General features: G+C 70.4%; 19 protein-coding genes and 3 pseudogenes. 11 read left to right on the forward strand and 11 right to left on the reverse strand.

Annotated elements, in window-relative coordinates; translation table 11 throughout:
* Positions 1-57 precede the first annotated feature (57 nt).
* Positions 58-972 carry a carbohydrate kinase family protein gene (locus tag ACFYY1_RS05145; protein ID WP_388580969.1) on the reverse strand — a complete coding sequence of 305 codons (915 nt, stop codon included), beginning with the start codon at positions 970-972 and terminating at the stop codon, positions 58-60.
* A complete protein-coding gene (locus ACFYY1_RS05150) occupies positions 969-1,934 on the reverse strand; it encodes a pseudouridine-5'-phosphate glycosidase (RefSeq protein ID WP_388580972.1) in 966 nt (321 codons plus the stop codon). The genes ACFYY1_RS05145 and ACFYY1_RS05150 overlap by 4 nt, the downstream gene beginning before the upstream one ends.
* A gap of 210 nt (positions 1,935-2,144) precedes the next feature.
* On the opposite strand from ACFYY1_RS05150, the gene ACFYY1_RS05155 reads away from it, so the two are divergent.
* Positions 2,145-2,507 (forward strand): cupin domain-containing protein, encoded by a 363-nt coding sequence (locus tag ACFYY1_RS05155; protein WP_388580975.1) that lies wholly within the window; start codon positions 2,145-2,147, stop codon positions 2,505-2,507.
* 19 nt (positions 2,508-2,526) lie between these two features.
* On the opposite strand, the gene ACFYY1_RS05160 is transcribed toward ACFYY1_RS05155, so the two are convergent.
* From ACFYY1_RS05160 to ACFYY1_RS05170, 3 genes are all read right to left on the reverse strand, one after another.
* A complete protein-coding gene (locus ACFYY1_RS05160; RefSeq protein WP_388580978.1) occupies positions 2,527-3,843 on the reverse strand; it encodes an MFS transporter in 1,317 nt (438 codons plus the stop codon).
* A 199-nt stretch (positions 3,844-4,042) separates the two neighbouring features.
* Complete coding sequence (locus ACFYY1_RS05165; RefSeq protein ID WP_388580981.1) at positions 4,043-4,585, reverse strand: methylated-DNA--[protein]-cysteine S-methyltransferase; 543 nt, start codon at positions 4,583-4,585, stop codon at positions 4,043-4,045.
* A gap of 72 nt (positions 4,586-4,657) precedes the next feature.
* Positions 4,658-5,650: a glycerophosphodiester phosphodiesterase gene (locus ACFYY1_RS05170; RefSeq protein WP_388580984.1), complete on the reverse strand. Its 993-nt coding sequence runs from the start codon at positions 5,648-5,650 to the stop codon at positions 4,658-4,660.
* A 215-nt stretch (positions 5,651-5,865) separates the two neighbouring features.
* On the opposite strand from ACFYY1_RS05170, the gene ACFYY1_RS05175 reads away from it, so the two are divergent.
* The 5 genes from ACFYY1_RS05175 to ACFYY1_RS05195 all read left to right on the forward strand — a co-directional run bounded on the left by ACFYY1_RS05175 (position 5,866) and on the right by ACFYY1_RS05195 (position 13,016).
* Positions 5,866-6,741 carry an MHYT domain-containing protein gene (locus ACFYY1_RS05175; RefSeq protein WP_388580987.1) on the forward strand — a complete coding sequence of 292 codons (876 nt, stop codon included), beginning with the start codon at positions 5,866-5,868 and terminating at the stop codon, positions 6,739-6,741.
* Between the two features lie 62 nt (positions 6,742-6,803).
* On the forward strand, positions 6,804-8,924 hold the full coding sequence (gene uvrB, locus ACFYY1_RS05180; RefSeq protein ID WP_388580989.1) for an excinuclease ABC subunit UvrB: 2,121 nt from the start codon (positions 6,804-6,806) through the stop codon (positions 8,922-8,924).
* Positions 8,925-9,055: 131 nt separating this feature from the next.
* Positions 9,056-9,634 (forward strand): TerD family protein, encoded by a 579-nt coding sequence (locus tag ACFYY1_RS05185; protein WP_073747806.1) that lies wholly within the window; start codon positions 9,056-9,058, stop codon positions 9,632-9,634.
* A gap of 163 nt (positions 9,635-9,797) precedes the next feature.
* A complete protein-coding gene (locus ACFYY1_RS05190) occupies positions 9,798-11,741 on the forward strand; it encodes a TerD family protein (RefSeq protein WP_388580992.1) in 1,944 nt (647 codons plus the stop codon).
* Between the two features lie 264 nt (positions 11,742-12,005).
* Positions 12,006-13,016, forward strand: a complete 1,011-nt coding sequence (locus ACFYY1_RS05195; protein ID WP_388580995.1) for a TerC family protein — start codon at positions 12,006-12,008, stop codon at positions 13,014-13,016.
* A gap of 128 nt (positions 13,017-13,144) precedes the next feature.
* On the opposite strand, the pseudogene ACFYY1_RS05200 reads toward ACFYY1_RS05195, so the two are convergent.
* The 3 genes and pseudogenes from ACFYY1_RS05200 to ACFYY1_RS05210 form a co-directional block, all read right to left on the reverse strand.
* Positions 13,145-13,342 (reverse strand): annotated as a pseudogene (locus ACFYY1_RS05200) (MBL fold metallo-hydrolase); the annotation flags it as partial.
* Between the two features lie 342 nt (positions 13,343-13,684).
* A complete protein-coding gene (locus tag ACFYY1_RS05205) occupies positions 13,685-14,779 on the reverse strand; it encodes an alcohol dehydrogenase catalytic domain-containing protein (RefSeq protein ID WP_388580998.1) in 1,095 nt (364 codons plus the stop codon).
* 186 nt (positions 14,780-14,965) lie between these two features.
* Positions 14,966-15,916 (reverse strand): Lrp/AsnC family transcriptional regulator, encoded by a 951-nt coding sequence (locus tag ACFYY1_RS05210; protein WP_388581001.1) that lies wholly within the window; start codon positions 15,914-15,916, stop codon positions 14,966-14,968.
* Here ACFYY1_RS05210 and ACFYY1_RS05215 point away from each other — a divergent pair.
* From ACFYY1_RS05215 to ACFYY1_RS05225, 3 genes are all read left to right on the forward strand, one after another.
* Positions 15,916-17,649, forward strand: coding sequence for a purine-cytosine permease family protein (locus ACFYY1_RS05215; RefSeq protein WP_388581004.1), 1,734 nt, complete (start codon positions 15,916-15,918; stop codon positions 17,647-17,649). The genes ACFYY1_RS05210 and ACFYY1_RS05215 overlap by 1 nt on opposite strands.
* Before the next feature lie 44 nt (positions 17,650-17,693).
* Positions 17,694-19,370 (forward strand): amidohydrolase, encoded by a 1,677-nt coding sequence (locus ACFYY1_RS05220; protein ID WP_388581007.1) that lies wholly within the window; start codon positions 17,694-17,696, stop codon positions 19,368-19,370.
* Between the two features lie 518 nt (positions 19,371-19,888).
* Positions 19,889-21,223: an NAD-dependent succinate-semialdehyde dehydrogenase gene (locus tag ACFYY1_RS05225; protein ID WP_388581527.1), complete on the forward strand. Its 1,335-nt coding sequence runs from the start codon at positions 19,889-19,891 to the stop codon at positions 21,221-21,223.
* A gap of 287 nt (positions 21,224-21,510) precedes the next feature.
* Here ACFYY1_RS05225 and ACFYY1_RS05230 read toward each other — a convergent pair.
* A pseudogene (locus ACFYY1_RS05230) lies at positions 21,511-21,693 on the reverse strand (MBL fold metallo-hydrolase); the annotation flags it as partial.
* On the opposite strand from ACFYY1_RS05230, the pseudogene ACFYY1_RS05235 reads away from it, so the two are divergent.
* Positions 21,692-22,485, forward strand: a pseudogene (locus ACFYY1_RS05235) (Tn3 family transposase); the annotation flags it as partial. The pseudogenes ACFYY1_RS05230 and ACFYY1_RS05235 overlap by 2 nt on opposite strands.
* Before the next feature lie 479 nt (positions 22,486-22,964).
* On the forward strand, positions 22,965-23,843 hold the full coding sequence (locus ACFYY1_RS05240; RefSeq protein ID WP_388581010.1) for a hypothetical protein: 879 nt from the start codon (positions 22,965-22,967) through the stop codon (positions 23,841-23,843).
* A 300-nt stretch (positions 23,844-24,143) separates the two neighbouring features.
* Here the strand turns inward: ACFYY1_RS05240 and ACFYY1_RS05245 are convergent, their stop codons facing one another.
* Both ACFYY1_RS05245 and ACFYY1_RS05250 read right to left on the reverse strand, forming a co-directional pair.
* Positions 24,144-24,413: a hypothetical protein gene (locus ACFYY1_RS05245; protein ID WP_388581013.1), complete on the reverse strand. Its 270-nt coding sequence runs from the start codon at positions 24,411-24,413 to the stop codon at positions 24,144-24,146.
* Between the two features lie 256 nt (positions 24,414-24,669).
* A complete protein-coding gene (locus ACFYY1_RS05250) occupies positions 24,670-25,323 on the reverse strand; it encodes an MBL fold metallo-hydrolase (protein WP_382936667.1) in 654 nt (217 codons plus the stop codon).

The following is a 25,323-nucleotide window of genomic DNA, read 5'->3' on the forward strand; positions in this document are numbered from 1 at the left end:
CCGGGGCGGTGGCCCCGGGCCTCGTTCACGGCCCCGGACGGCCGCCTCCGGCCGTGTTCACGGCCCCGGACGGCCACCCACGGTGGTGACGGCCTCCGCGCCCGCCCGGCATCCCGCCGCCACGGCCGAGGCGTCGTCCGCCCCCGCCAGGTACGCCGCGAGGAAGCCACCGGTGAACGCGTCGCCCGCCCCCGTCGAGTCCACCGCACCACGCACCCGGACCGCCGGGACGCGCCCGGTCACCGTACCGCCGGCGGCGAGCAGTGCTCCGCGCTCTCCGAGCGTGACGACCACCCGGCCCACCTGGAGGCTCAACTTGGCCGCGGCATCGGCCGGTTCGGGCAGGCCGGTGAGCAGCCGGGCCTCGTCCGCGTTGGGCAGCAGCAGATCGGTGCCCTCCACGGCGGTCAGGAACCGGTCGGCGCCCAGCTCGGCGAGGAAGCCGGACGAGGCCGGATCCACGCTCACCGGGATCCGCCGCCGCCGGGCTTCCCGCAGGGCGAGCAGGGCCGTCGCACGGCTCGTCGCGGCGAAGAGGAGATAGCCGGAGAGATGGAGATGGGCGATGCCGTCCAGCATCGACGGCGACCAGTCGTCGGGGGAGAGGCGGAGCACGGCGCCGCTGTCGGTGAGGAAGGTGCGCTCGGTGGCGGAATCGACGAGCGCGACGACGGTGGCGGTCGGGGCGTCCTCGTCCACGGCCAGCAGGCAGCGCACCCCCGCCCGCCGCAGTGCCTCCCGGTGCCAGCCCGCGCTGTCCGCGCCGACCCTGGCCAGCAGCCGCACCTCGGTACACCCCGAACGGGCCGCCCAGCAGGCGACGTTGGCTCCCGCGCCGCCGGGGAGGGTGCGGATACGGGCCGGGGTGTCCGTGCCGTGCACCAGCGCTGTTCCGTGCCGGGCCACCACATCCGTGACCACGTCCCCGATGACGAGCAGGCCGCCGCCGGACGCTGCCCGGCCGTCCGTCATCGTCCGGCCTCCGAAACCTGGGGCGTGGCGGCCCAGGCGCCGGAGATCCGCGCGGCGAGCGACACGTTCGCGCGTACGGCCGCGAGATTGGCCTCCAGCGAGGCGCCGCCGGTTCCCCGCATCAGCCGGTCCAGCAGGAACGGTGTGACGGCCTGGCCGGTGATGCCCCGCTCCCGGCACTCCGCCAGGGCCTCGGCCAGCACACGGTCGTGGAGCGCGGGATCCAACTGGTCCGCCTCGGACACGGGGTTGGCGACCACGAGCGCGGCCCCGGGGCCGCCGAGCACGTCCTGTGCCCGCATCACCTCCGCGACCTCCTCGGGCGTGCGCACCGTCCAGTCGACCGGCTCGCCCGAGCTGGTCAGATAGAAGCCGGGGAAGCGGTCGGTGCCGTAACCGAGCACCGTGACACCCAGCGTCTCCAGGCGCTGCAGCGTCGCCGGGACGTCCAGGATCGACTTCACCCCCGCGCACACCACGGTGATGCCGGTCCGCGCCAGGAGCCGGAGGTCGGCGGACTCGTCCTGGGTCCGCGTCCATTCCCGGTGTACGCCGCCGAGGCCGCCGGTCGCGAAGACGCGCAGGCCGGCGCGGGCGGCCAGGAACGCGGTCGCGGACACGGTCGTCGCCCCGCTCGCGCCCGTCGCCAGGGCCGGTGCGAGGTCCCGGTGCCCCAGCTTCCGCAGCGCGGGGTCCGTGGCCACCCGCTCCAACTGGGCTTTGTCCAGGCCGATGCGGGCCCTTCCGTCGAGTACGGCGATCGTCGCGGGTACCGCGCCGGCGGACCGTACGAGCCCTTCGAGCTCCTCGGCGACCCGCAGATTGCGGGGGCGCGGCAGGCCGTGGGCGATGATCGTCGACTCCAGGGCCACGACGGGGTGGTGCGCGGCGAGGGCCGCGCGTACCTCGTCGGAGAGGGCGGGGGCGCAGGGGTGTGCGCGGTGCGAGGCGTTGGATGACATGTTCACATCCCTGTCGCGGGCGCGGTCGCCTCAAACGTGCGGCCGGGGCGGCGGGCCTGTGCGGACGGCCCGGACCGGCCGGTTTCCGTCTGCCGTTCCACCTGCCGTGCCGGCTGTTGTCCCTCCTGCCGTGCCGCCTGTTGTCCCTCCTGCCGTTCTGGCGCATCCTGCTGCCGAGTCGCCTCCCGGGGGTCGCTAAGGTGACCGGCCATGACCACATTTGATCAAGCCCCTGCCTCGTTCACCGTGCACATTCCGGACGCCGAACTCGAACCGGAACCGCTGGATCCCACGCAGATCGTCTCGGGCGAGCCCGTGGTGACCGGCAAGGTGCTCTGGGAGTCGCCCGACGGGAAGCAGGTGCGCGGCATCTGGCAGATCACGCCCGGCGTGGTCACCGACACCGAGGCCAACGAACTCTTCGTGGTCGTCAGCGGGCGCGCGACCGTGGTGGTCGAGGGCGGTGCGACGCTGGAGATCGGGCCGGGGGACGCCTGTGTGCTGCGTGAGGGCGACCGTACGACGTGGACGGTGCACGAGACACTGCGCAAGGCGTACCACATCAGCCTCTGAAGCCCCTGCGGAGCTTCCCTCAGGAAGCCGTGCCGGAAGCGCCGGGCCGGGCGGCGAGTGCCCGGCGCAGCGCCAGCGCGGCCATCGGCAGCAGCAGACATGCTCCGATCACGTTCAGCCAGCCGTAGCTCGCCCGGGCGACGATGACCCCGGCGACCGCTCCGCCGATGCCCGCCGCCGTGTTCATGGTCAGATCCGACAGCCCCTGCACGGCGGCGCGGGCGGGCTGCGGCACGGAGTCGGTGAGCAGCGCCGAACCGGCGACCAGCCCCGCCGACCAGCCGAGACCGAGTGTGAAGAGACCGGCCGCGGTCTGCCCGTGATTGGGGCCCGCGGTTCCGGCCAGCAGCGCGGCGCAGGAGAGCAGCCCGACCGCCAGACCGATCACGGCGAGCCGGCCGAAACGGTCCGAGAGCCAGCCCATCACCGGGGAGAACGCGTACATCCCCGCGATGTGGCCGCTGATGACCAGGCCGATCAGCTGGAGCCCGGCGCCGTGGTGGCCCAGGTCGACCGGGGTCATCACCATGATCGAGACCATCGCCGTGTGCGAGACGGCCACCGTCACCAGCGCCAGCCGTGCCATCGGCGAGGCCCGGACCGCCGCGATCCCGGCGCGCAGCGAACGGCCGGCCGGAGACCCGTCGCCCTGCGGCGCCAGCGCCCGCGCCGTGAGCAGCGGGTCCGGCCGCAGCAGTGCCCCGACCACCACGGCGGCCAGCAGGAAGATCCCGCCCGCGAAGACGAACGGGCCCGCGTGCTCGGATATCGCGGAGCCCCGGAAGAGGCGGCCCACCGGGGCGGCGATGTTCGGCCCGAGCACGGAACCGATCGTGGTGGCCCAGATGACGGTGGAGATCGCCCGGCCGCGCCGGTCGGGCTCGGCCAGGTCCGCGGCGGCGAACCGGGCCTGCAGATTGGCCGAGGAACCCGCACCGAACCCGGCCATGCCGAGCAGGAGCAGGGGGAAGCTGTCCACGAGGGTGGACAGGACCACGAGCCCCGCACCGAGTACACCGATCAGATACGCCGCTACCAGACCGGGGCGCCGGCCGCGCGAGGTCATCAGTGCGGCCAGCGGCAGCGAGAGCAGAGCGGTTCCGGCCACCGAGGCGGTCGGGGCCAGACCGGACAGTGCCTCGGAGCCGCTCACCTCCGTGGCCAGCACGGGGGCCAGGGCGATACCGATGGGCACGCCGAGGCCGCCGAGTATCTGGCTGACTATGAGCACCGCGGACGTTCGGCGCCGCAGCCCGGGCAGCTCGGCAGCCGAGACCGGGGCGCCGGACCCGCCGGGTCCGGCGGGGGTGTCAGGTGCATCGAGGGTGTTGGTCACTGACGCAGTGTGCCAGCCCGTGCATGGGTACGGAACAGGGGTTCGGGCCGGGCACGGACAGCGGGCCCGGGTGCGAAGGCACGGGCGCAGTCCCCGGTGCGGGGGTACGGGCAGCGGGCCGTGGTGCGAGGGCACAGGGCCGGGCGAGGGCTCAAGGCCCCGGTGTCCGGCGTCCGGTGTCCGGTGTCCGGCGTCCGGCTCAGAACAGCGGCTGGGGCAGCACGCCCTCCAGAGCCAGCAGTTGCCGCTTGGTTTCGAGGCCGCCGCCGAACCCGCCGAGTCCACCGTCGCTCTCCACCACCCGATGGCACGGCACCACCACCGGCAGCGGATTGGACCCCATGGCCGCCCCGACCGCCTGCGCGGCGCCCGGCTGCCCCACCCGTCCGGCGAGATCCCCGTACCCGACGACCGCCCCGTACGGCACCCCCGTGGCCAGCTCGCGGAGCACCTGGCGGTTGAAGCCGGAGGTCAGCGACCAGTCGAGGTCCAGCGAGAACTCCCGCGACGAGCCCGCGAAATACGCCGCGAGCTGACGTATCGGCTCGGCGAGCCGGGCGGAGCCGGGACTTTCCACCGGCTCCGCGCCCAGTCGCGTCCGCAGCTGCCCGACCGCCTTCTCCCGCACCCCGGGACGGGCGTGGAAGACCACGTTCACCAGCCCCGTGCCGGTCGCGGCGAGCAGCAGCGGGCCGATGTCGCTCCCGACGACGGCCCACTCGACAACCCCGTTGCTGTTCATGTGAACCACCGTACGGCCGGCCACTGACAACAGGCCCGTACGGCCGGGCGGACGGCGGACCCGTCCGCCGGGTCAGCTCGTGGCTTCGCGCACCACATCGGGGTTGTTGGTGATGATCCCGTCCACGCCGAGGCCCGCCACCTTCGCGGCGGTCGCCGCGTCGTTGACCGTCCAGGTGTTGACCCGGAGCTTCTTGCCGTGCGCGCCCTTCAGCGCGTGCACCGCGTCCACGTAGTCGGCCGAAACCGATGTGTGGGAGGGGTTGATCTGGTCGGTGAAGGCCGCGTACGAGGGCAGGTCGGCCACGGCGGGAGTGCCGAGGAAGCCCGTCGTGACGTCCGGGCGCAGCTGGTGCACCTTCTTCACGCTGTCCGCGCCGAAGCTCTGGATGACGAGCCTGCTCTTCACGTGCGAACGGTCGAGCCACCCCTTCTGGCGCAGCACCTCCAGGGTCTCCTTCTCGATGCCCGGGTAGATCTCGGGGCTCTTGATCTCCAGGAGCAGCTTCTGCCGGTTGCGCTCGACCCGGTCCAGGTACTGCTTGAGCGTGGGCACCCGGGTTCCGGCGAACTGCGGGCCGAACCAGCTGCCCGCGTCCAGCCGCGCGATCTCCGCCGCCGTGAAGTCCTTGACCGCCCACGAGGTCCGGCCCGGGAAGACCTCCTCGACGTCGGTGGTCCGCCTGAGGTCGGTGTCGTGCACGACCACCAGCACGCCGTCCTTGGTGAACTGGACGTCGTTCTCCACCCAGTCGAAGCCGAGGGCGTCGGCCTTGTCGACGGCGGCCAGGGTGTTCTCCGGCGCGTAGGCCGAGGCGCCCCGGTGGGCGAGGACGACGGGCGCGGTCCGCTTCGCGTCCCCGGTCCGCTCCGCATCACCGACCCCCTTCGCGCCCCCGGTCCGGGCGCTCACGGTGCTGACTTCGGTGACGCCGGCGATCGCGGTCGTGTGCCCGGCCGCGGTGGTCCTGGCGGTGGTCTGCGGGTCGGCGGTCGACATCAGGTACGCGCCGGCGCCCATCAGGGCGGTGGCGGCGAGGGCGGCGGTTGCGGTGCGTGCGTACACGTGTACTCCTTGCGTCAGAAGTTGCGGACGGGCCGAGAGTGACAGCCGCGCCCCAACGGGGGACAGGCGAAGGATGGCCACAACGTGAACGCGGCCGACGATGCCGGGTAACGGGCCGGATTCCCCCTCGATAAAATGCAGCTCTTCTGTTTGTCTGCCGGGACTCGCGCCTTAGGGTCACCCCGAACCCGGGCTTCCGCGAAGGGCGTACGAGCATGCAGGGCACGATCGACGGTTTCAGCTACGGAGCGGTGACGCCCGTCGCGGCCTTCCTCATGGCCTGCCTCGGTGCGGCCCTCGGTCTGCGCTGCACGAACCGCTCGCTGCGTACCGAGCGCTCCTTCAAGGCCGGCTGGCTGGCCCTCGGCGCGACCTCCATAGGCTCCGGCATCTGGACGATGCACTTCATCGCGATGATGGGCTTCTCCGTGGAAGGGGTGGCCATCGGCTACGACATGCCGATCACCTTCGCCAGCCTCGCGGTCGCCGTCGGCATGGTCGGCGTCGGCATCTTCATCGTCGGCTACCGGGGCGCCACCGGAATGGCCCTGGTGACGGGCGGCACGATCACCGGACTGGGCGTGGCCACCATGCACTACCTGGGCATGGCCGGAATGCGTCTCGACGGACAGTTCGAGTACGACACGGTCACGGTGGCCCTCTCCGTCGTCATCGCCGTGGTGGCCGCGACGACCGCGCTCTGGGCGGCCGTCTCCGTCCACGGATTCCTGCCCAGCCTCGGCGCCAGCGTCGTCATGGGCGTCGCGGTGAGCGGCATGCACTACACGGGCATGGCCGCGCTCAGCGTCCATCTGCACCCCGACGCCGTCGCGGGCAACGGGTCGAGCGCACCGCTCGTGCCGCTGCTGATCGGACCCGCCTGCTTCCTGATCCTGGCCGCCGTGGTCGTGATGTTCGATCCGCTGGTGGTGATGGGCACCCCGGACTGGAACGACCCCGGAGGGCCGGGCGGGGCCGCCCGGAAGCCCGGCATCCCGGCCCAGCGGCAGGTGCCGCGGTTCGGTACGCACGCCGACCCGGCGTCCTTCCACTCCCGGCCGCGCGACCCCGCGCCACCGGGAGAATGGTGAGACCGGCCCCGCGTACCGGCTGACCCGGCCCGGTTGTCAGTGGCGGGTCGTACGGTGGTTCCATGCGGCCCGTTTCGAAGATCGAACGTTCGGTGGCGCCTTTCGAGGTCGTCAGTCCCTACCAGCCCAGCGGCGACCAGCCCGCGGCCATCGCCGAGCTGGAGCGGCGCATCCGCGCGGACGAGAAGGACGTCGTCCTGCTCGGCGCGACCGGCACCGGCAAATCGGCGACCACCGCGTGGATGATCGAGAAGCTGCAGCGCCCCACACTCGTGATGGCACCGAACAAGACGCTTGCCGCACAGCTGGCGAACGAATTCCGCGAGCTGCTGCCCAACAACGCCGTCGAGTACTTCGTCTCGTACTACGACTACTACCAGCCCGAGGCGTACGTACCGCAGTCGGACACCTACATCGAGAAGGACTCCTCGATCAACGAGGAGGTCGAGCGGCTGCGCCACTCCGCGACGAATTCGCTGCTCACCCGGCGCGATGTCGTCGTGGTCGCCTCCGTGTCCTGCATCTACGGCCTCGGTACGCCCCAGGAGTACGTGGACCGGATGGTCCAGCTCAAGGTCGGTGACGAGATCGACCGGGACCAGCTGCTGCGCCGCTTCGTCGAGATCCAGTACACCCGCAACGACCTCGCCTTCACCCGGGGCACCTTCCGGGTCCGCGGCGACACCATCGAGATCTTCCCGGTCTACGAGGAGCTCGCCGTCCGCATCGAGATGTTCGGCGACGAGATCGAGGCGCTCTCCACCCTCCACCCGCTCACCGGCGAGGTGATCAGCGAGGACCAGTCCCTCCACGTCTTCCCCGCCAGCCACTACGTCGCGGGCCCCGAGCGCATGGAGAAGGCGGTCAACGGCATCGAGCAGGAGCTGGAGCAGCGCCTCGCCGAGCTGGAGAAGCAGGGCAAGATGCTGGAGGCCCAGCGGCTGCGGATGCGCACCACGTACGACATCGAGATGCTCCGGCAGATCGGCACCTGCTCCGGCGTCGAGAACTACTCGATGCACTTCGACGGCCGCTCGCCCGGTACCGCCCCCAACACCCTCCTCGACTACTTCCCCGAGGACTTCCTCCTCGTCCTCGACGAGTCGCATGTCACCGTGCCGCAGATCGGCGCGATGTACGAGGGCGACGCCTCCCGCAAGCGCACCCTCGTCGACCACGGCTTCCGGCTCCCCTCCGCGCTCGACAACCGCCCGCTGAAGTGGGAGGAGTTCCTGAGCCGGATCGACCAGACCGTCTATCTCTCCGCCACCCCCGGGAAGTACGAGCTGTCCCGGGGCAAGGGCTTCGTGGAGCAGATCATCCGCCCCACCGGCCTCGTCGACCCGGAAGTGGTCGTCAAGCCCACCGAGGGCCAGATCGACGACCTGGTGCACGAGATCCGCACGCGCGCCGAGAAGGACGAGCGGGTCCTGGTCACCACCCTCACCAAGAAGATGGCCGAGGACCTCACCGACTACTTCCTTGAGCTCGGCATCCAGGTCCGCTATCTGCACAGCGACGTCGACACGCTGCGCCGCATCGAGCTGCTGCGCGAGCTGCGCTCCGGCGAGTACGACGTACTGGTCGGCATCAACCTCCTGCGTGAGGGCCTCGACCTGCCCGAGGTGTCGCTCGTCGCCATCCTCGACGCGGACAAGCAGGGCTTCCTCCGCTCGGGGACGTCCCTGATCCAGACCATCGGGCGCGCCGCCCGAAACGTCTCGGGACAGGTCCATATGTACGCGGACAAGATCACCCCGGCGATGGCGCAGGCCATCGACGAGACCAACCGCCGCCGCGAGAAGCAGATCGCCTACAACACCGAGCGCGGTCTCGACCCGCAGCCGCTGCGGAAGAAGATCAACGACATCGTCGCGACGATCGCCCGCGAGGAGGTCGACACCGAGCAGCTGCTCGGCACCGGCTATCGCCAGGCGAAGGGCGCCAAGGCCCCCGTGCCCGCGCTGGGCGTCAAGACGACCGGCTCCAAGAAGGCCAAGGGCGGCGGTGAAACGGTCACCGACCGGCCCGCCACCGAACTCGCCGGGATCATCGAGGAGATGACCGAACGGATGCGGGCGGCTGCCGCCGACCTCCAGTTCGAAGTGGCCGCGCGACTGCGTGACGAGGTCGGGGAGCTGAAGAAGGAGCTGCGCCAGATGCGGGAAGCGGGCCTCGCCTGAGCCCGCAGTACCTGGTGTGTTGCAGGACCGACACAAAACGGCCCTGAGCGGTCGCGCCACCGGCGCAACTGCGTAGGGTGCTGGGAAACCGCGCACGGATGGTTGCGGGGAAAGCGGAGAGGGGACAGCGCGTGACGGTCAATATGACCAAGGGTCAGGCCATCAGCCTGCAGAAGAGCGACGGGGGGACCCTGACCGCGGTGCGGATGGGGCTCGGCTGGCAGGCGGCGCCGCGCCGGGGTCTGTTCGGTTCACGTACACGGGAGATCGACCTCGACGCGTCGGCGGTGCTCTTCGCCGACAAGCAGCCGGTCGACGTGGTCTTCTTCCGTCACCTCGTCAGTGACGACGGCTCGGTCAAGCACACCGGGGACAACCTGGTCGGCGGCGCCGGTTCCGGTGGCGACGACGAGGCGATCCTCGTCGACCTGCAGCGGGTGCCGGTCCACATCGACCAGATCGTCTTCACGGTGAACTCCTTCACCGGCCAGACGTTCCAGGAGGTGCAGAACGCCTTCTGCCGCATCGTCGACGAGACCAACGGCCAGGAGCTCGCCCGCTACACGCTGGACGGCGGCGGGCAGTACACCGCCCAGATCATGGCGAAGGTGCACCGCTCGGGGAACGGGTGGCAGATGACCGCCCTCGGCAACCCGGCCAACGGCCGCACCTTCCAGGACCTGATGCCGGCGATCCTGCCGCACCTGTAGGCAGGGGACCGGTCCAGGAGCGCGCTCCCGGACCGGTACGCATCGGTACCCGCAGCTCCCGGAGGCATCGGCCGCCGGGAGCTGCACCACATCGCACCACATCGCACCGCACGCGGCGCGCAACGCACCACACACAGCAGCGAATCGTCGAGGGGACAGGGCAATGACGGCCGAGCTGGTCCGGGGGCAGAACCACACCTTGCCCCAGACCCGTCTGGAGATCCGGGTATCGGCCGGTACGCCCGTCGTGGCCGGTGCCACGCTCGGCGACGAGAACGGCACGGTGCGCGGCACCGAATGGATCGCCCACCCGGGGTCGCCGCAGCTCCCCGGGCTCGAAGTGTCCAGGCAGGCCGCCGCCGACCACCGGCTGGCCGTGGACCTGGACGCACTGCCCGCCTCGGTCCACCGGGTCACCGTGCTGCTGGCCCTGCCGACCGGCGTCGGCGGGCCGGTCCGGTTCGGCGCGGTCGCCTCCCCGTTCGTCGCCGTCACCGGGCTCGACGGCACCGAGATCGCCACCTTCACGCTCACCGGCCTGGACAGCGAGTCCGCGGTCGCGGCCCTGGAGCTCTATCGCCGGCAGGGCGCCTGGAAGGTACGCGCCGTCGGCCAGGGCTACGCGGGCGGCCTCGACGCCATGCTCGCCGACCAGGGCCTGCCCCGGGCCGCCGAGCTGGCCCACTCCATCCAGGACGCGGTCACCCGGGCGATGGCCCGCTCGGTCGCCCCGCCCCCGCCGCGCACCCCGGACGCCGACCGGGTCGCACCCGGTGCCGGCGCACCCGGCCCCGTACCGCCCCCGGACGGCCGCCGCCCCGCCCCCCAGCCGCCCGAACCACTCGCGGAGCCCGCCGCCGCGCCGCCCACCGCCACGACGGGCGGGCCCATCAACTACGCGCACCCGCGCCGCCGGCCGGCCGCACCCCCGCCGCCCCCTCCCACCGCGCCGCCCGCCGAGCCGGGCCGCCCCGCACAGCCCGTCGCCGGGGACGCGACCGGCTGGTCCATGGACGAGCGCCTCTACAACCAGATCTGGGGCATGTTCGAGGACCTGGCCCGCACCACCGCCGCCTATCGCAGCGCCGTCGACTTCGCCGAGTCCCGCATGGACCAGGAGCTCGACCGCACCCTGTCCGACCCGCGCAGCCGGATCGGCGGCGCGGGGGACCGGGCCCGCGAGCAGGCCCGCGCCAAGCGCGACGAGCTGACCGCGCGGGCCCGCGAGGCCCTCGACCGCGACCTCGCCCAGCTCGCCGCCGAGTCCGCCGTGGTGGAACCCGCGCTGCCCGCCGCGTTCGCGGGCTGGGACAACCCCGTCTGGCACGCCTACCGCGTCCCGATGGAGATCCCCATGGCGCTGCGCATCGGCGACCTCCACCTGCCCGAGAACCCCGGCCTGCACATCCCGCTGCTGGTCCGGCTGCCGCTGGAGCGCGGGATGTGGATCGACAGCGGCCGCACGACGTCCGATGCCGCGGCCCTGTTGGACAGCGCCCGGCTGCGCACCCTCGCCATGGAGTGCGCGGTCGCGCACGCGGCCCGGCTGCTGGCCGTCTACCCGGCCGACGAGTTCTCGGTCCATGTCATCGACCCCGCGGGCTCGGCGGCCGGGGCGCTCGCACCGCTGGTCCGGTCCGGGGCGCTCGCCGGGCCGCCCGCCTCCGGAGCCGGAGGAGTGTCCTCGGTCCTCGCCCATCTCACCCGCCGCGTCGACCTGGTGCAGATGGCGATCCGGGCCGGCGCCGCCGACTCGCTCCCGCCGGACCTGGACACCGGCGAGCAGCTGCTGATCGTCAACGACTTCCCGCACGGCTTCGACGACCGGGCCGTCACCCAGCTGCGCTACCTCGCCGACGAGGGGCCCTCGGTCGGCGTCCATCTGATGATGGTCGCGGACCGGGAGGACGCCAGTGCGTACGGGCCGGTGCTCGACCCGCTGTGGCGCTCGCTGCTGCGCGTCACCCCGGTCGCCGACGACCACCTGGCCGACCCCTGGGTGGGGCACGCCTGGACGTACGAGCCGCCCCGGATACCGCCGGGCAGCCGGGTCCTGGAGGAGGTGCTCGCCAAGGTGGCGGCGGCCCGCCGCCCCCGGCGCCCCTGAGAGGCCGGGCAGCCCGGCGCCGGGCTCGCACCTCTCCGACCAGCGCTTTTGAAAGATCTTTACCCTCCCCTTTACCTTTCCTTGGTGTTCCCTGTACTGTTCTTTGGGCGGAGGGGAGTACTCCCATACGCGGCGTACCCGTCAATACGGACCGTGACCGGTCCCGGGGCGCCGGCCCGTGCGCGCAGTCCGCGTGCCCGGGTGGAAGAGACCTCCGGCAGCGACGACGCTGATCAGTAGCCGTAGCGAACTGCCGGAGGCGCAGTGGACGTTTCATGGACCCTCTGGGTGCTGACCATTCTTGGTCTGTCAGCCCTTATCGCCGTCGACTTCTTCATCGGGCGCAAGCCCCATGACGTGACGACCAAGGAAGCCGGGATCTGGACGATCATCTGGATCGCGCTGGCCGTCCTCTTCGGACTCGGCCTGCTGGTCTTCGGCGAGAGCCAGGCCTCGGGCGAGTTCTTCGCCGGCTTCATCACCGAGAAGTCGCTGAGTGTCGACAACCTCTTCGTCTTCGTCCTGATCATGGCGAAGTTCTCGGTGCCCTCGCACCTCCAGCAGCGGGTGCTGCTGGTCGGTGTGCTGATCGCGCTGGTGCTGAGGGCGATCTTCATCGCCGCCGGTGCCGCAGTGATCGCCAACTTCTCGTGGGTCTTCTACATCTTCGGCGCGTTCCTGATCTACACCGCCTGGAAGCTCATCCAGGAGGCGCGGGCCGGCGAGGAAGAGGAGGAGTTCGAGGAGAACCGCCTCCTCAAGACGATCGAGCGCCGCTTCGGGGTGGCCGACCGCTACCACGGCACCAAGCTCTTCATCCGGAACAACGGCAAGCGCGTCCTGACGCCGCTGATGGTCGTCATGCTCGCCATCGGCACCACCGATGTGCTGTTCGCCCTGGACTCCATCCCCGCGATCTTCGGTCTGACCCAGGACCCGTACATCGTCTTCACCGCCAACGCCTTCGCGCTGATGGGGCTGCGGCAGCTGTACTTCCTGATCGGCGGGCTGCTGAAGAAGCTGGTCCACCTCAGCTACGGGCTCTCGGTCATCCTCGGCTTCATCGGGGTGAAGCTGGTGCTGCACGCACTGCACGAGTCCGGGGTGCACGTCCCCGAGATCTCCATCCCGGTCTCGCTCGGCGTCATCTGCGGCGTGCTGGTGATCACCACGATCACCAGCCTCATCGCCAACAAGAAGCAGACCCTGGCGGAGTCCGACGAACCCGCCGACAAGGTGCCGGGCGCCGACAAGGGCGCGGGCATCGACGCCTGACCGCGGCGGACGGCCCCGGCGGGGCCGTCCGCCGCGGACGGGAACCGGCACCGGCCGGGCCGGGCAACGGCGAGTTGCCCGGCCCGGCCGGTGGTGTCACGGGGAGGTCCGGCCCGTGACCGCCGTCTTCACCAGCCGCGGGCGCGCCACTGCGGCAGCTGCGGACGCTCGTCGCCGAGCGTGGTGTCGTGGCCGTGGCCCGGATAGACCCAGGTCTCGTCGGGCAGCTGGTCGAAGAGCTTGGTCTCCACGTCGTGGAGCAGGCTCGCGAAGGCCTCGGGGTCCTTGTGCGTATTGCCGACCCCGCCCGGGAACGCGCCGTCGCCTGGCTCGTCCACCACGGCAATCGCGAACTCCGCTACCGCGGCACCATCGCCGACGACACCTGGCTCCGCATCCGAGCCGCCGCCCTTGACTTCTGCCGACTGATCAACCTCGGACTCACCCACACCGGCAGCACATGGACGATCAACCCGGCCACCGCATGGACCAAGGGGCCACCCGACCTGCGGCCGGGCAGCCCCTCAACAAGATCTTCATGCGTCTTCTGGGCGTCGTTGCGTCCAGAGCATCGGCGCGTGACCCGTGCATGGGGGCCTCTTGCCGTCACAGGCGTGAAGCCGCAGCGTTTCGGGGCGCGACGCATCCAAGGCGCTCCTTGGAGCGGCTCAGAGCATGACGACGTTGCGCGCGCCCTCCCCGCCCCGCATCCGCTCGAAGGCGGCGTTGACCTCGTCGAGCTTGATCCGCTCGGTGATCAGCCGGTCCACCGGCAGCTGTCCGGACAGGTACAGGGCCGCGTACCGGGGAAAGTCGCGGGCCGGAACGCAGCCGCCGTAGTTGGAGGCGATCAAGGTCTGGCCGCTGTAGCACAGGTTCAGGACATCGAAGCCGACCTGGACACCCTCCGGCGGCATGCCGACGAAGACGCCGGTCCCGGCCGTGCCAAGGTAGGAGGGAACCTGCGCGATGGTGCGGGGATTGCCGATGGCCTCGAAGCAGTAGTCGGCACCGCCGCCGGTCAGTTCGATGACGCGTTGGGCGCTGTCGTCACCGGCCAGGACGGTGTGCGTCGCGCCGAGCTTACGCGCCAGGTCGACCTTCTCCTCGGAGACGTCGACGGCGATGATCTTCTCCGCGCCGGCCAGACGCAGCCCCATCACGACCGAGAGTCCGACCCCGCCGCAGCCGATCACCACGGCCGAGCTGCCCGCGGCGACCCGGGCGTTGTTCAGAACGGCGCCCACACCGGTAGCGACCGAGCAGCCGATGAGAGCACCGACCTCGAAAGGCAGTTCCTCGGGCACCTTGATCGCGGCCGAGGCCGGCACGACCGCGTACTCGCTGAGCGATCCGACCGCGATGTAGGCGAACAGCTCAGTGCCGTCCTGGTGCAGCCGGGTGGTGCCGTCGGGCATCAGGCAGTCGTTGGAGCGCTGGTGACGACACGCCCACGGCCGGCCGGACAGGCAGTGGGAGCAGAGTTCACAGCCTTGGTTCCAGACCAGGACGACGTGATCGCCGGGGGCCAGATGGGTGACACCCGGGCCGACGGCTTCGACGACTCCGGCACCCTCGTGACCCATCACCGTGGGTGACGGGACGTGCCATTCGCCGTCCAGGACGTGGCGGTCCGAGCCGCAGATGCCGGATGCGTGCACCCGGACGCGGACCTCTCCGGCACGTGGGTCGCCGACCTCGATGGTCTCGACAGTGACAGTGGTGCCTTCGCGGTACACCGCGGCGCTGGCCTGCAGCGACATGGGTCCTCCAGCAGGTTTGGGGGTGGCGGAGCGGTGAGTCTAGCCACCCGATGCGATTCCGGCGATCGGATGATGTGCGGTCGGCAACCGTTGACCGCTGTTTCGTTCAGAAAGTCGTCGACACCCATCCGAAAGTTCTCCACTTCGGGACCTCGCTGCCGATCCGTTCGCCGCTCGTTCTGAAAGTCATCCTTGCGCGACGGGCCATTCGTAGCGTTCCTTGCGCACGTCGAGGTGGACCCAGGACTCGATCGAGCGGATCCCGGTGGCGCTCCGGAGTTCGTCGAGACGCGTCTGAAGCAGACGCGCCGAGTCGCCGCGGATGGTGCCGACCACGTCGAACCTGCCGAGCGTGGCCACCGCGAAATGGGTGCCGGGCAGGCCGGCGAGCCGGTCGACCACCTCCTCCGGGTCGGCGTCGCCGAGCCGCAGCCCCACGCCGGCCACCCGGCCGGAACTGTCCGTGGTCCCGGCGATCGCCTCGATGCGGATGGCCCCGGAATCGAGGAGGGCCCGGACGCGGGAGCGGACGGCCCCAGCGGACCGCCCCACCTCCTCCGCGAGTTCGCGGTACGAGCGACGGCCACTGCGGCGCAGCAGTTCGATGAGCGCCAGATCGAGCTCGTCGACGGCGGGAGGCGGCCCCAGCAGGCTCCTGTGGCGGTAGCCGCGTGAGACGCCGAGATACAGCAGCGCCTCCACGGCACGCACTCCCGGCTTCGCCCGGATGCGGCGGACCGTCTCGGCGAGGTGCTGCGGCGATGGCACCCGGACCTCGACGACGGCGTCGAAGCGGCCGGCGACCGCCGAAGCCAGTACCACCTCGGGGGCCGGGCTCAGTGTGTCGAGAAACGGAACCACCGCCACATCAAGGGCGAGGGAGAGGTGGGCGATGGTGCGTACCCCGAGGATCGCCGGGTCGACAGAGGTGACGATCTGCAGGTCTCCGGCGTCGAGCAGCGTGCGCACCCGGTCGGCGACGCGCGCCCTCGGTACCTCGATGAGTTCTGCCAGGCGGGTGTACCCGGCCCTGCCGTCTTCGCGAAGCAGGCCGAAGAGGCGGGTGTCCAGCTCGGCGTCCGACAGCATCGGCACGTCCTTCCGTCGAGGACCCAGCAGATTTTTCGCTTCAGTCATTGAACGGAAAGTTTGCCAGGGTCCGCTCATCTGGCCGATGCGTTCCGTTTTTGCGGATGAAGCATACAAGAAAGCGGAATACGGCATTGATGGCAAACATATCGCTATTGTCGCGTGCTGCGGCCGGGGCTACCTTGAGGCGAATCCCCGGACCAGAAAAGTTTGATGCCATGCTGCGAGAGCCAACCGAGCGGACGACTGCGTCCGTCTCTCCCGAGCCTGCCACCCCCGTCACGCTGGCGGTCGAGTCGCACGGCATCGACACCATCCCCGACGGCGAGCGCTGGTCGAAGCCGAAGGACATCTTCTGGGTTGTCTTCGGAGGCGCGAACAGCATCTCGACCGCCTTGCTCGGCGCCTTTCCCATCATGTTCGGCCTGAGCTTCACGGATGGGCTTCTGGCCGTGTGCGTCGGGGTGGTGCTCGGCTCCCTCGTACTCGCGCCGATGGCGCTGTTCGGCCGCCAGACCGGTACGAACAACGCCGTCGCGTCGTCGGCACACTTCGGTGTCCACGGCCGAATCATCGGATCGTTCCTGGCGCTGCTGACCGCCTTCACCTTCCTGGCGCTCAGCGTGTGGACCGCAGGCGACGCGCTGGCCGGCACCATCTCCCGGCTGACCGGTGAGGAGCCGCCGACCTGGCTGACCGTGATCGCGTATTCGGTCCTGACGCTGGTGATCGTCACGATCTGCATCTTCGGCTACCGCCTGCTGGTGGTGCTGAACCGGATCGTCCCCCCGATCGTCGGGGTGCTGTTCGTCCTGGGTGTTCTGGCCTACGCCCCCCAGTTCGACGGCGGCGTCGCGGGCTCCTTCGGAGCGGGCGCGGATCGCTGGTCGGACCCCGTGTACCTGAGCGCCTTCATCGGTTCCGTGCTGATCGCGATGTCCTGCCCGATCTCCTTCGGCGCGTTCCTCGGCGACTACTCCCGCTACGTCTCGCGGGGCGTGTCCTCGCGCAGGCTGATGGGCGCCGCGTTCGGCGCGGGCGTGGCTCCCCTTGTGACCTTCGGGTTCGGCCTGTTCACGGCGAGCGTGATCGCCACGCACCAGCCGGACATGATCGCTTCGGGCAACTACGTGGGCGGTCTGATCTCTCTGGCCCCGACCTGGTTCTTCCTGCCCCTGGGGATGATCGCCATCGCAGGCGGCTTGTCCACCGGCACCAGCCTGCTGTACGGCACCGGTCTGGACTTCTCCAGCATTGTCCCCCGGCTCAGCCGGGTCGCCGCGACCCTGGTGATCGCCGCCCTGGCCGCCGTGCTGATCTTTGTCGGCAAGTTCGGCTTCGCGATCGTCGGGACCGTCTCCACGCTGTCCACCCTGGTCGTCATCTGCACCGTGCCATGGATGGGCTTCATGATCGTCGGCTATGTCGCGCGGGGCGGCTGGTACGCCGTCGACGACCTGCATGTCTTCAACCGCCGCCAGCGGGGCGGCCGCTACTGGTACCAGCACGGCTGGAACCTGCCGACGACAGTCTCCTACCTGATCTCCGCAGTGCTGTCGCTGATGTTCGTCAGCCTCCCCGGTCAGTTCGTCGGACCGTTCGCCTCCCTCGTGGGCGGCACCGACATCAGCATCGCGGTGGCACTCGGCTCGTCCTTCCTGCTCGCGGCGATCGTCGCGCGGTTCTTCCCGGAACCGTCCTACGTCGTCAACGGCAGCCAGCCGGGCTGGGTTCCGATCCGCGAGGGCAGCCCGGCCCCCATCACCGAACCGCTCGACTGACACTCTCCCTTCCCCCACACACACGTACACCCAGGACTGGACCCATGCGCAAGCTGAGCACGTTCCACGCCGACGTCCGCTCGTACGAGCCCGTCGTCTTCACCGCCGACCGCATCCACACCATGGAGCCGGGACATCCCGTCGTCGAGGCGCTCGCGGTCGCCGGGCCCGACATCATCGCGGCCGGCACCGTCGAGGAGTGCCGGGCCGCGCTCGCCGAGCTCGGTTTCGGCGGCGTACCGCGCGAACAGCAGCTGTCCGGAGTCGTCGTCCCCGGGTTCATCGACGCGCATGCCCATCCGCTGATGCACGGCCAGCTGATGACCTGGGTCGACTGCGGCCCCGACAAGGCCGCCGACATACCCGGGATGGTGAAGCTGCTCCGTGAGGCGGCGGCCCGCACACCGGACGGCCTGCCGGTGCGCGGCTTCGGCTACGAGCACCGCAATCTGCGCGAGCGGCGGCATCCGACCCGTTTCGAGCTGGACCAGGTCGCCACCGACCGTGAGGTGTACGTCATGAACGCCTCCGGTCACGGCGGGGTGGTGAACAGCTTCACCTTCGCCGCCAACGGCGTGACCCGGGACACCCCGAACCCCGAAGGCGGAGAGTTCTTCCGGGACGCGGACGGCGAGCTGACCGGCGAGCTCTCGGACGCCGCGTGCAACGTGCTCACCGGGGTGGGCGGGGTGAAGATCGGCCATCACGGACCGAACTTCCACCTCGCGGACGAGCCCGCCGAGCACATCCGGCAGCTGATGGCCGCACAGGACGATTTCCTGCGCGGAGGCGTCACCACGATCGGTGACGCCCAGGTGTCGAGCCGGGAGTTCGACACGTACCTGAGGGCGGCCGGGACCGGGGCGCTCAAGCTGCGGGTCAACATGTACCTGCTCTCCCACCTCCTCGGGAGCAGCCTGGACCTCGGTCTGCACGGGGCGTTCGGCAACGACCGCCTCGCGACGACCGGCATCAAGCTGTACGCGGACGGCACCCTGGGCGGCTGGACCGCATACTTCCCGGAGGGCTACGTCGACGACCCGTGCCGCAAGGGGCAGCTCTACCACTCGCCGGAGGAGTACCGCGAACTCCTGCGTTCGGCGCACGCCGCCGGACTGCAGACGGCCACCCACGCGCAGTCCCCGACCGCGATCGGCATGGTGCTCGACGCGGTGGAGGCCGCGTTGGCCGAACGCCCCGACTCCGACGCCCGCCACCGGATCGAGCACTGCGGACTCCCCGACAACGAGCAGATCGCCCGGATGGCCGAACTCGGCGTCCTTCCCGTCAACCAGCCACAGCACCACTACAACTGGGGCGAGGGCGTCACGGCGGCGATCGGCACACCGGGCGAACGGTTCAACCCGCTCGGGGAGTTCGTCGCGGCCGGGGTTCCGGTCACCATCAGCTCCGACGCCCCCGTGGCCGAGCCGCGCCCGCTGGAGGCGATCCAGGCGGCCACGACCCGCGTCACCCGTCGCGGGGTACGGCTCGGCCCGGACCAGCTCCTGATCGACGTCCACACCGCACTGCACGCCCACACCGTCAACGCGGCGAGGGCGATCGGCCGCGAGGACGACCTCGGCTCGCTGCGAGCCGGCAAGCGTGCCGACTTCACGCTGCTCGCGGCCGACCCGTACACAACACCGCCGGAGGAGATCGCCGCGATCGAGGTCCGTGAAACCTGGATCGGTGGGCAGCGCGAGTACCGGGCCGGCTGAGTCCAGCACGTAATCTCCCGGGAGCAGGGCGTGTGCGGGCTGCCGACCGTGCTACGGCAGGTCTGTCCGGCCTCGACGTCGATGTGCTCGACCCCGCACACGCCTCCGGCTCCAGTACCAGCGCGGCCGACGGGCTCCCGTGGACCCCCACCCTCATCGGAATCCCGGGCCCCAACGGCCCGCTGGCGGCGACCCCCGCGCCTCCAGCGGCCGTCGGCACGACGGGCCCGTTCCGCCTCTTCGACCTCGCCGACCAGGGAAAGCGCGTCCTGGGCCGCAACTACGGCTCCAGCGTCGCCGCCACTGGCATCCCGAAGCAGGCCCGCGTCCATCCGGCCGCCCGGCTGCCGCTGGACGAGCTGATCGGCAACGTCCGACCGCTCGACGAGGCCGCCGCCTTCGAGGACCCTGGACCGAACGTCGAGGCCCGCACCATTCCGAAGGCGCAGGGCTCCCCAATACTGGCCCCGCGGCACACATGTACGCCGCTCCGCACTTCCGCACTTCCTGGAGACTTGATGTACGCCGTCACCGACCCCGCCACCGGCACGACCGCCCAGACCTACCCGACCGCCACCGACGCCGAGGTGACCGCGGCCGTCGACGCCGCCCACGCGGCCACCGCCTGGGGACGGAGCACCTCCGTGGCCGAGCGCGCCGCGCTCCTGCGCCGACTCGGGGACCTGCACGCCGAGCACCGCGCCGAACTGGCGGCGAGCATCGTGCGCGAGATGGGCAAGCCGCTCGACGAGGCGGAGGGCGAGATCGACTTCTGCGTCGACATCTACCACTACTACGCCGACCACGCCGAGGAGTTCCTCGCCGACGAGGAGCTCCCCGTCACCTCCGGCCCCGGCCGCGCCGTCATCCGGCGCGGCCCGGTGGGCGTGCTGCTCGGCATCATGCCGTGGAACTTCCCCGCCTACCAGGTCGCCCGGTTCGCCGCCCCGAACCTCGCCCTGGGCAACACCATCGTCCTCAAGCACGCCCCCCAGTGCCCGGCCACCGCCGCGCTGCTGGAGCGGCTGGTCGCCGAGGCAGGCTTCCCCACTGGCGCGTACGTCAACGTGTACGCCACCAATGAGCAGATCGCCGAGGTGATCGCCGACCCGCGCGTCCACGGCGTGTCCCTCACCGGCTCGGAACGGGCCGGTGCCGCCGTCGCCGAGATCGCCGGACGGCACCTGAAGAAGGTCGTCCTCGAACTCGGCGGCTCCGACCCGTTCATCGTGCTGTCCACCGACGACCTCGACTCCGTCGTGGACGCCGCCGTCTCGGCCCGCCTCGACAACACCGGCCAGGCCTGCAACGCCGCCAAGCGGTTCGTCGTCACCTCCGGTCTCTACGACACGTTCGTGGAGAAGTTCACCGCCGCGCTCCTCGCCCGCCAGTCCGGGGCTCCCCTCTCCTCGGTCGCCGCCGCCGACACGCTGGAGCGCCAGGTGGCCGCCGCCGTCGCGGAAGGCGCGACGCTGCACACCGAGGGCGAGCGCAACGGTGCCCACTTCCCGGCCGGGGTCCTCACCGGGCTCACCACCGAGCACGCCGCGGCGCGCCAGGAGCTCTTCGGCCCGGTCGCCATGGTCTTCCGGGCGGCCGACGAACAGGACGCGCTGCGGATTGCCAACGACACCCCGTACGGCCTCGGCTCGTACGTCTACACCACGGACCCCGCACAGGCCGCCCGCGTCGCCGACGGCATCGAGGCCGGCATGGTGTTCATCAACGGCGTCGGCGCCGAGGGCGCCGAGCTGCCCTTCGGCGGCATCAAGCGCTCCGGCTTCGGCCGCGAGCTGGGCCGCCCGGGCATCGAGGAGTTCGTCAACAAGAAGCTCATCCGCACCATCGCGTAGGTCCCGACCCGGAGCTCGGCCACTCGCCGGCCAGAAGAGGAGGGGGCCCGCCGACCACCAGGTCGTGCGGGCCCCTCCTGCTGCACCACACATGTGTCAAGTCCGGGGAAACTCGGGGACCCGCACTTCCACGTGCGGATCCGGCCGACGCGGACGTCGCGGTGCCGGTGCTGGTCACTCAGACCGAATGGCAGGGGCGTGGCCGGATTATGGCCGTGCGCGCGGTGCGGGAACACCGAAGCGGGGCCGGCCCCTTTCAGGGCGGCCCCGCTTGTGCGAGTTCCGGTTTACCAGCCTCGGGCTCTCCACTCCGTCAGGTGCGGGCGTTCCGCACCGAGCGTGGTGTCATGGCCGTGGCCCGGGTAGACCCACGTCTCGTCCGGCAGAGGATCGAAGATCTTGGCCTCGACGTCGTCCATCAAGCTCGTGAAGTCTTCCGGGCTTGTTGTCCGCCCAGGACCGCCCGGGAACCTCGACGGCGGGGTCAAGCCGGAGATGGTGGCCACCGACAACGCCTCGCACTCCGACATGGTGTTCGGCCTGTTCAAGATCCTCGGCTACAACTTCGGCCCGCGGTTCCGCGACCTGGACGACCAGCGGTTCTGGCGGGCCACGATGCCCGTCGTCGAGACGGGCGCCTACGGCGTGGTGGAGGACCCGGCACGCAACCGCGTGAACCTGAACAAGGTGATCACGCAGTGGCCGGACATGCTGAAGGCCGCCGGTTCCCTGGTCACCAACCAGGTCCGCGCCTGCGACCTACTGCGCATGCTCGGGCGTGAGGGGCGCCCGACTCCGCTGGGTGCGGCGTTCGCGGAGTACGGACGGATCGCCAAGACCGAGCACCTGCTGCGTGTGGTCGACCCGGTCGACGACACCTGCCGCCGTCAGATGAACCGGCAGCTCACCGTGCAGGAATCCCGCCACAAGCTGGCCGGGACGTGTGTCACGGCAAGCGCGGCACCATCCACCAGGCGTACCGCGACGGCATGGAGGACCAGCTCGGCGCGCTCGGCCTGGTCCTCGACGCCATCGTGCTCTGGACCACCCGCTACATCGACGCTGCCGTCGCCTGCCTCCAAGCCGAGGGCCACGAGATCCGGGAGGAGGACATCGCCCGGCTCTCCCCGCTCGAGCACCGCAACCCGAACCTGCTCCGCCGCTACAGCTTCACCGCCGGCGTCCCGGCCGCCGGTGCCTTGCGTTCGCTACGCGACCCGGATGCGCCCGAGCTGGATGAGTACGAAGAGGGCGAGGAGTGAGCGCGAGGGTGCTGTTCGCCGCGACAGAACATCAAGCTGCCGCAGATATTGGGGTGTTATCTGCGGGACGACTTCAAGCCGGTCCCGCGATCGACGCCCCGTCGGCCACCTGTCAGGGCCGACGAAGGCTCGGCGCACGATCTGACATGCGTGCACTCATAGCGGTCGACTCCGGAGACTTACCGCCAGGACCCCGTCGGCTTGCCGGAGCTGTGCGAGCTGGGCGACGACGAGACGGCCGCCGCGGCCGCGCACAACCGCCCCCACCCGACCAAGTACATGTCTGCAGGGGCCGCTCGCCCAGCTGAGCTGTTTCGCCGTTGATGCGCGAAGCTTCGCAGCCCTCATGCTCCGCCAATGAGGTGGAACGCAGTTATTGCCGCATGTGTATATGAGCCTCTTTGTTCCGCCGGTGCCGTACTTTTCAGAACCGTGCCTTAGGGCGCAGAAAACCCACCCCTATGAGCTGAAGGGACATCATGTCTGTTCGCACGTCGATCAGGCGCGTCGCTCAGGTCGCCGGCATGGGCGTCGCCATCACCATCGGTGCGTCTGCCTTCCCAGCGACCGCGCAGCCGGCCTCGTTCGTCGCCTGCAACGAGGGCGCCCTGTCAACGGCCATCGCACTGGCCAACGCCGCACCGTCCGCCACGCTGTCGCTCGCCCCTGGCTGCGTGTACAACCTCACGACGCGGCTACCGGACGTGACCGGGAACATCACGATCAATGCGAATGGCGACACCATCACCCGCGACAACGGGGCACCTGCCTTCCGCATTCTCACGGTCTCGGGCATGCTCACCCTGGACAACGCGACCATCTCCAACGGGAACGCAGCCGGGGAAAGTCAGAACTTCGGCGGGGGCATCGGCGTGATCGATTCGGGTTCCCTTGCTGTGAACCGGAGCAGCATCGTCATCAACACGGCTGACTTCTCCGGCGGGATCGGTGGTCTTTCAAGCACCACGATCACAGTCGATCGCACCACCATCACGGGCAATGAGGTGACACAGAGGGGCGGTGGCTTCATCGCTGACGGCGTCGGGACCATCACCAGAAGTCGAATCATCGGAAACAGCGCCGGAAATCAGGGGGGCGGAATCGCCAACGCGGGCGGTCAGTTGACAGTCCAGGACAGCAACGTCAACGACAACGTGGCGGGTGATGGTGGTGGGATCGTCAATCTCAGTGGCACCGTCAACCTGATCCGCACCAACGTCAACAGCAACGAGGCCACAGACGGAGTAGGCGCCGGCGGCATTCTCAGGACCGGCGGCACAGTCATCCTCAACAGCAGCCGCGTCCGCGGCAACGTGCCGACGAACTGCGCGGGCACGGTACCCGGCTGTACCGGCTGAAGCAATGCCACGCCGGAGCCTCCCAGCTTCTGGCGCGGCATCGTCTTGCAGGGGTGGAGCAGTACCGAGGGGCCCGCCATCGAAAGGTGCGCGCGGGCCCTTCGGCGTGGGGGTGCCGGGGCTCCGGGTGGGCCCGCCACTGCCGCTCGATGCTCGGCTGCATGCAGATAGGACGGATGGGACGACAACGCGTCGGCCGACCTGCCTTGAAAAGGGCCCCGCACGCGCGCGTCGATGCGCGGGTCTGCACGGTTGTATTCCGTATAAGCGGGCCCCCTCGCGCACGCGCGCGTCGGTGATTCACATTGAATCGCCGTTTGTCTTGAAACAAGACAGGCCCGAGCCGCGCGTCATCTCGGTGACGTATGCGTCGTCGACGGCCGGGCTCGATCCGCCGGTTTCGAGATTCCGCCGGCCTTTTTGCGCGGGCAGCTGCTCGCCGTCGCGAGTCACCAGGAGTGCACTCGGGCCGATCCGTTCGGCGGCTGGGCGTCCTGGGTGCTCGGCCCCGGCCGGGGCCGGTGACGGGATGGTCGGGTCAGTGCCGAGACGGCGGCGCAGGAACGCCACTGCTGGAGTTCGCCGAGCCCAGCGAACGCGGTATGCCCGGCCAGCGCCTGTCCTGCCCGGAGCCGGAAGGGAACGGCGTGGAGGACAGGTTCATCCCCGGCGGCCCGGACGAGCTTGGCTGGGCACGGCCAAGGCGTGCGCGCACCTGGCACATCGGGGCGCGGCTACCTGACCCGCACAGATCGAAGGGCCCTGCGCCGACGAGGTCGGCGCAGGGCCCTTCGACAGGGCGGCCCCGCTTGTACGAGGTTCCGGTTTACCAGCCCCGGGCTCTCCACTCCGCCAGGTGCGGGCGTTCCGTGCCGAGCGTGGTGTCATGGCCGTGGCCCGGGTAGACCCAAGTCTCATCCGGCAGCTGGTCGAAGAGCTTGGCCTCAATGCCGTCCATCAGCGAGTCGAAGTCCTTCGGAAGTGTTGTCCTTCCAGGACCGCCCGGGAAGAGGCAGTCCCCGGTGAACAGGTGCGGGGCGCCGTGCGGGTCGTCGTAGACCAGCGCGATGGACCCCGGGGTGTGGCCCACGAGGTGCCGGGCGGTCAGGACGACCCGGCCGACCTCGATGGTGCCGTTGTCGTCGACCAGTACGTCGGTCGGGACCGGGATGCCCTCGGCGTCGTACCGCCCCGCATAGGTGCGTGCACCGGTGGCCGCCACCACCTCGCCCAGTGCCTGCCAGTGGTCGCCGTGCCGGTGGGTGGTGACGACGGACGCGATGCCGTCGTCACCGATCAGCCGCAGCAGCGTCCCGGCCTCGGCGGCCGCGTCGATCAGCAGCTGCTCGCCGGTGGCCCGGCAGCGCAGCAGATAGGCGTTGTTGTTCATCGGGCCGACGGCGACCTTGGAGATCATCAGATCCGTCAGCTCGTGCACATCCGCACGCCCGCCGACCTTGACCGCTCCGCTGTACGTCAT

It is taken from the genome of Streptomyces sp. NPDC001890 (assembly GCF_042891445.1).
Classification (GTDB): domain Bacteria; phylum Actinomycetota; class Actinomycetes; order Streptomycetales; family Streptomycetaceae; genus Streptomyces.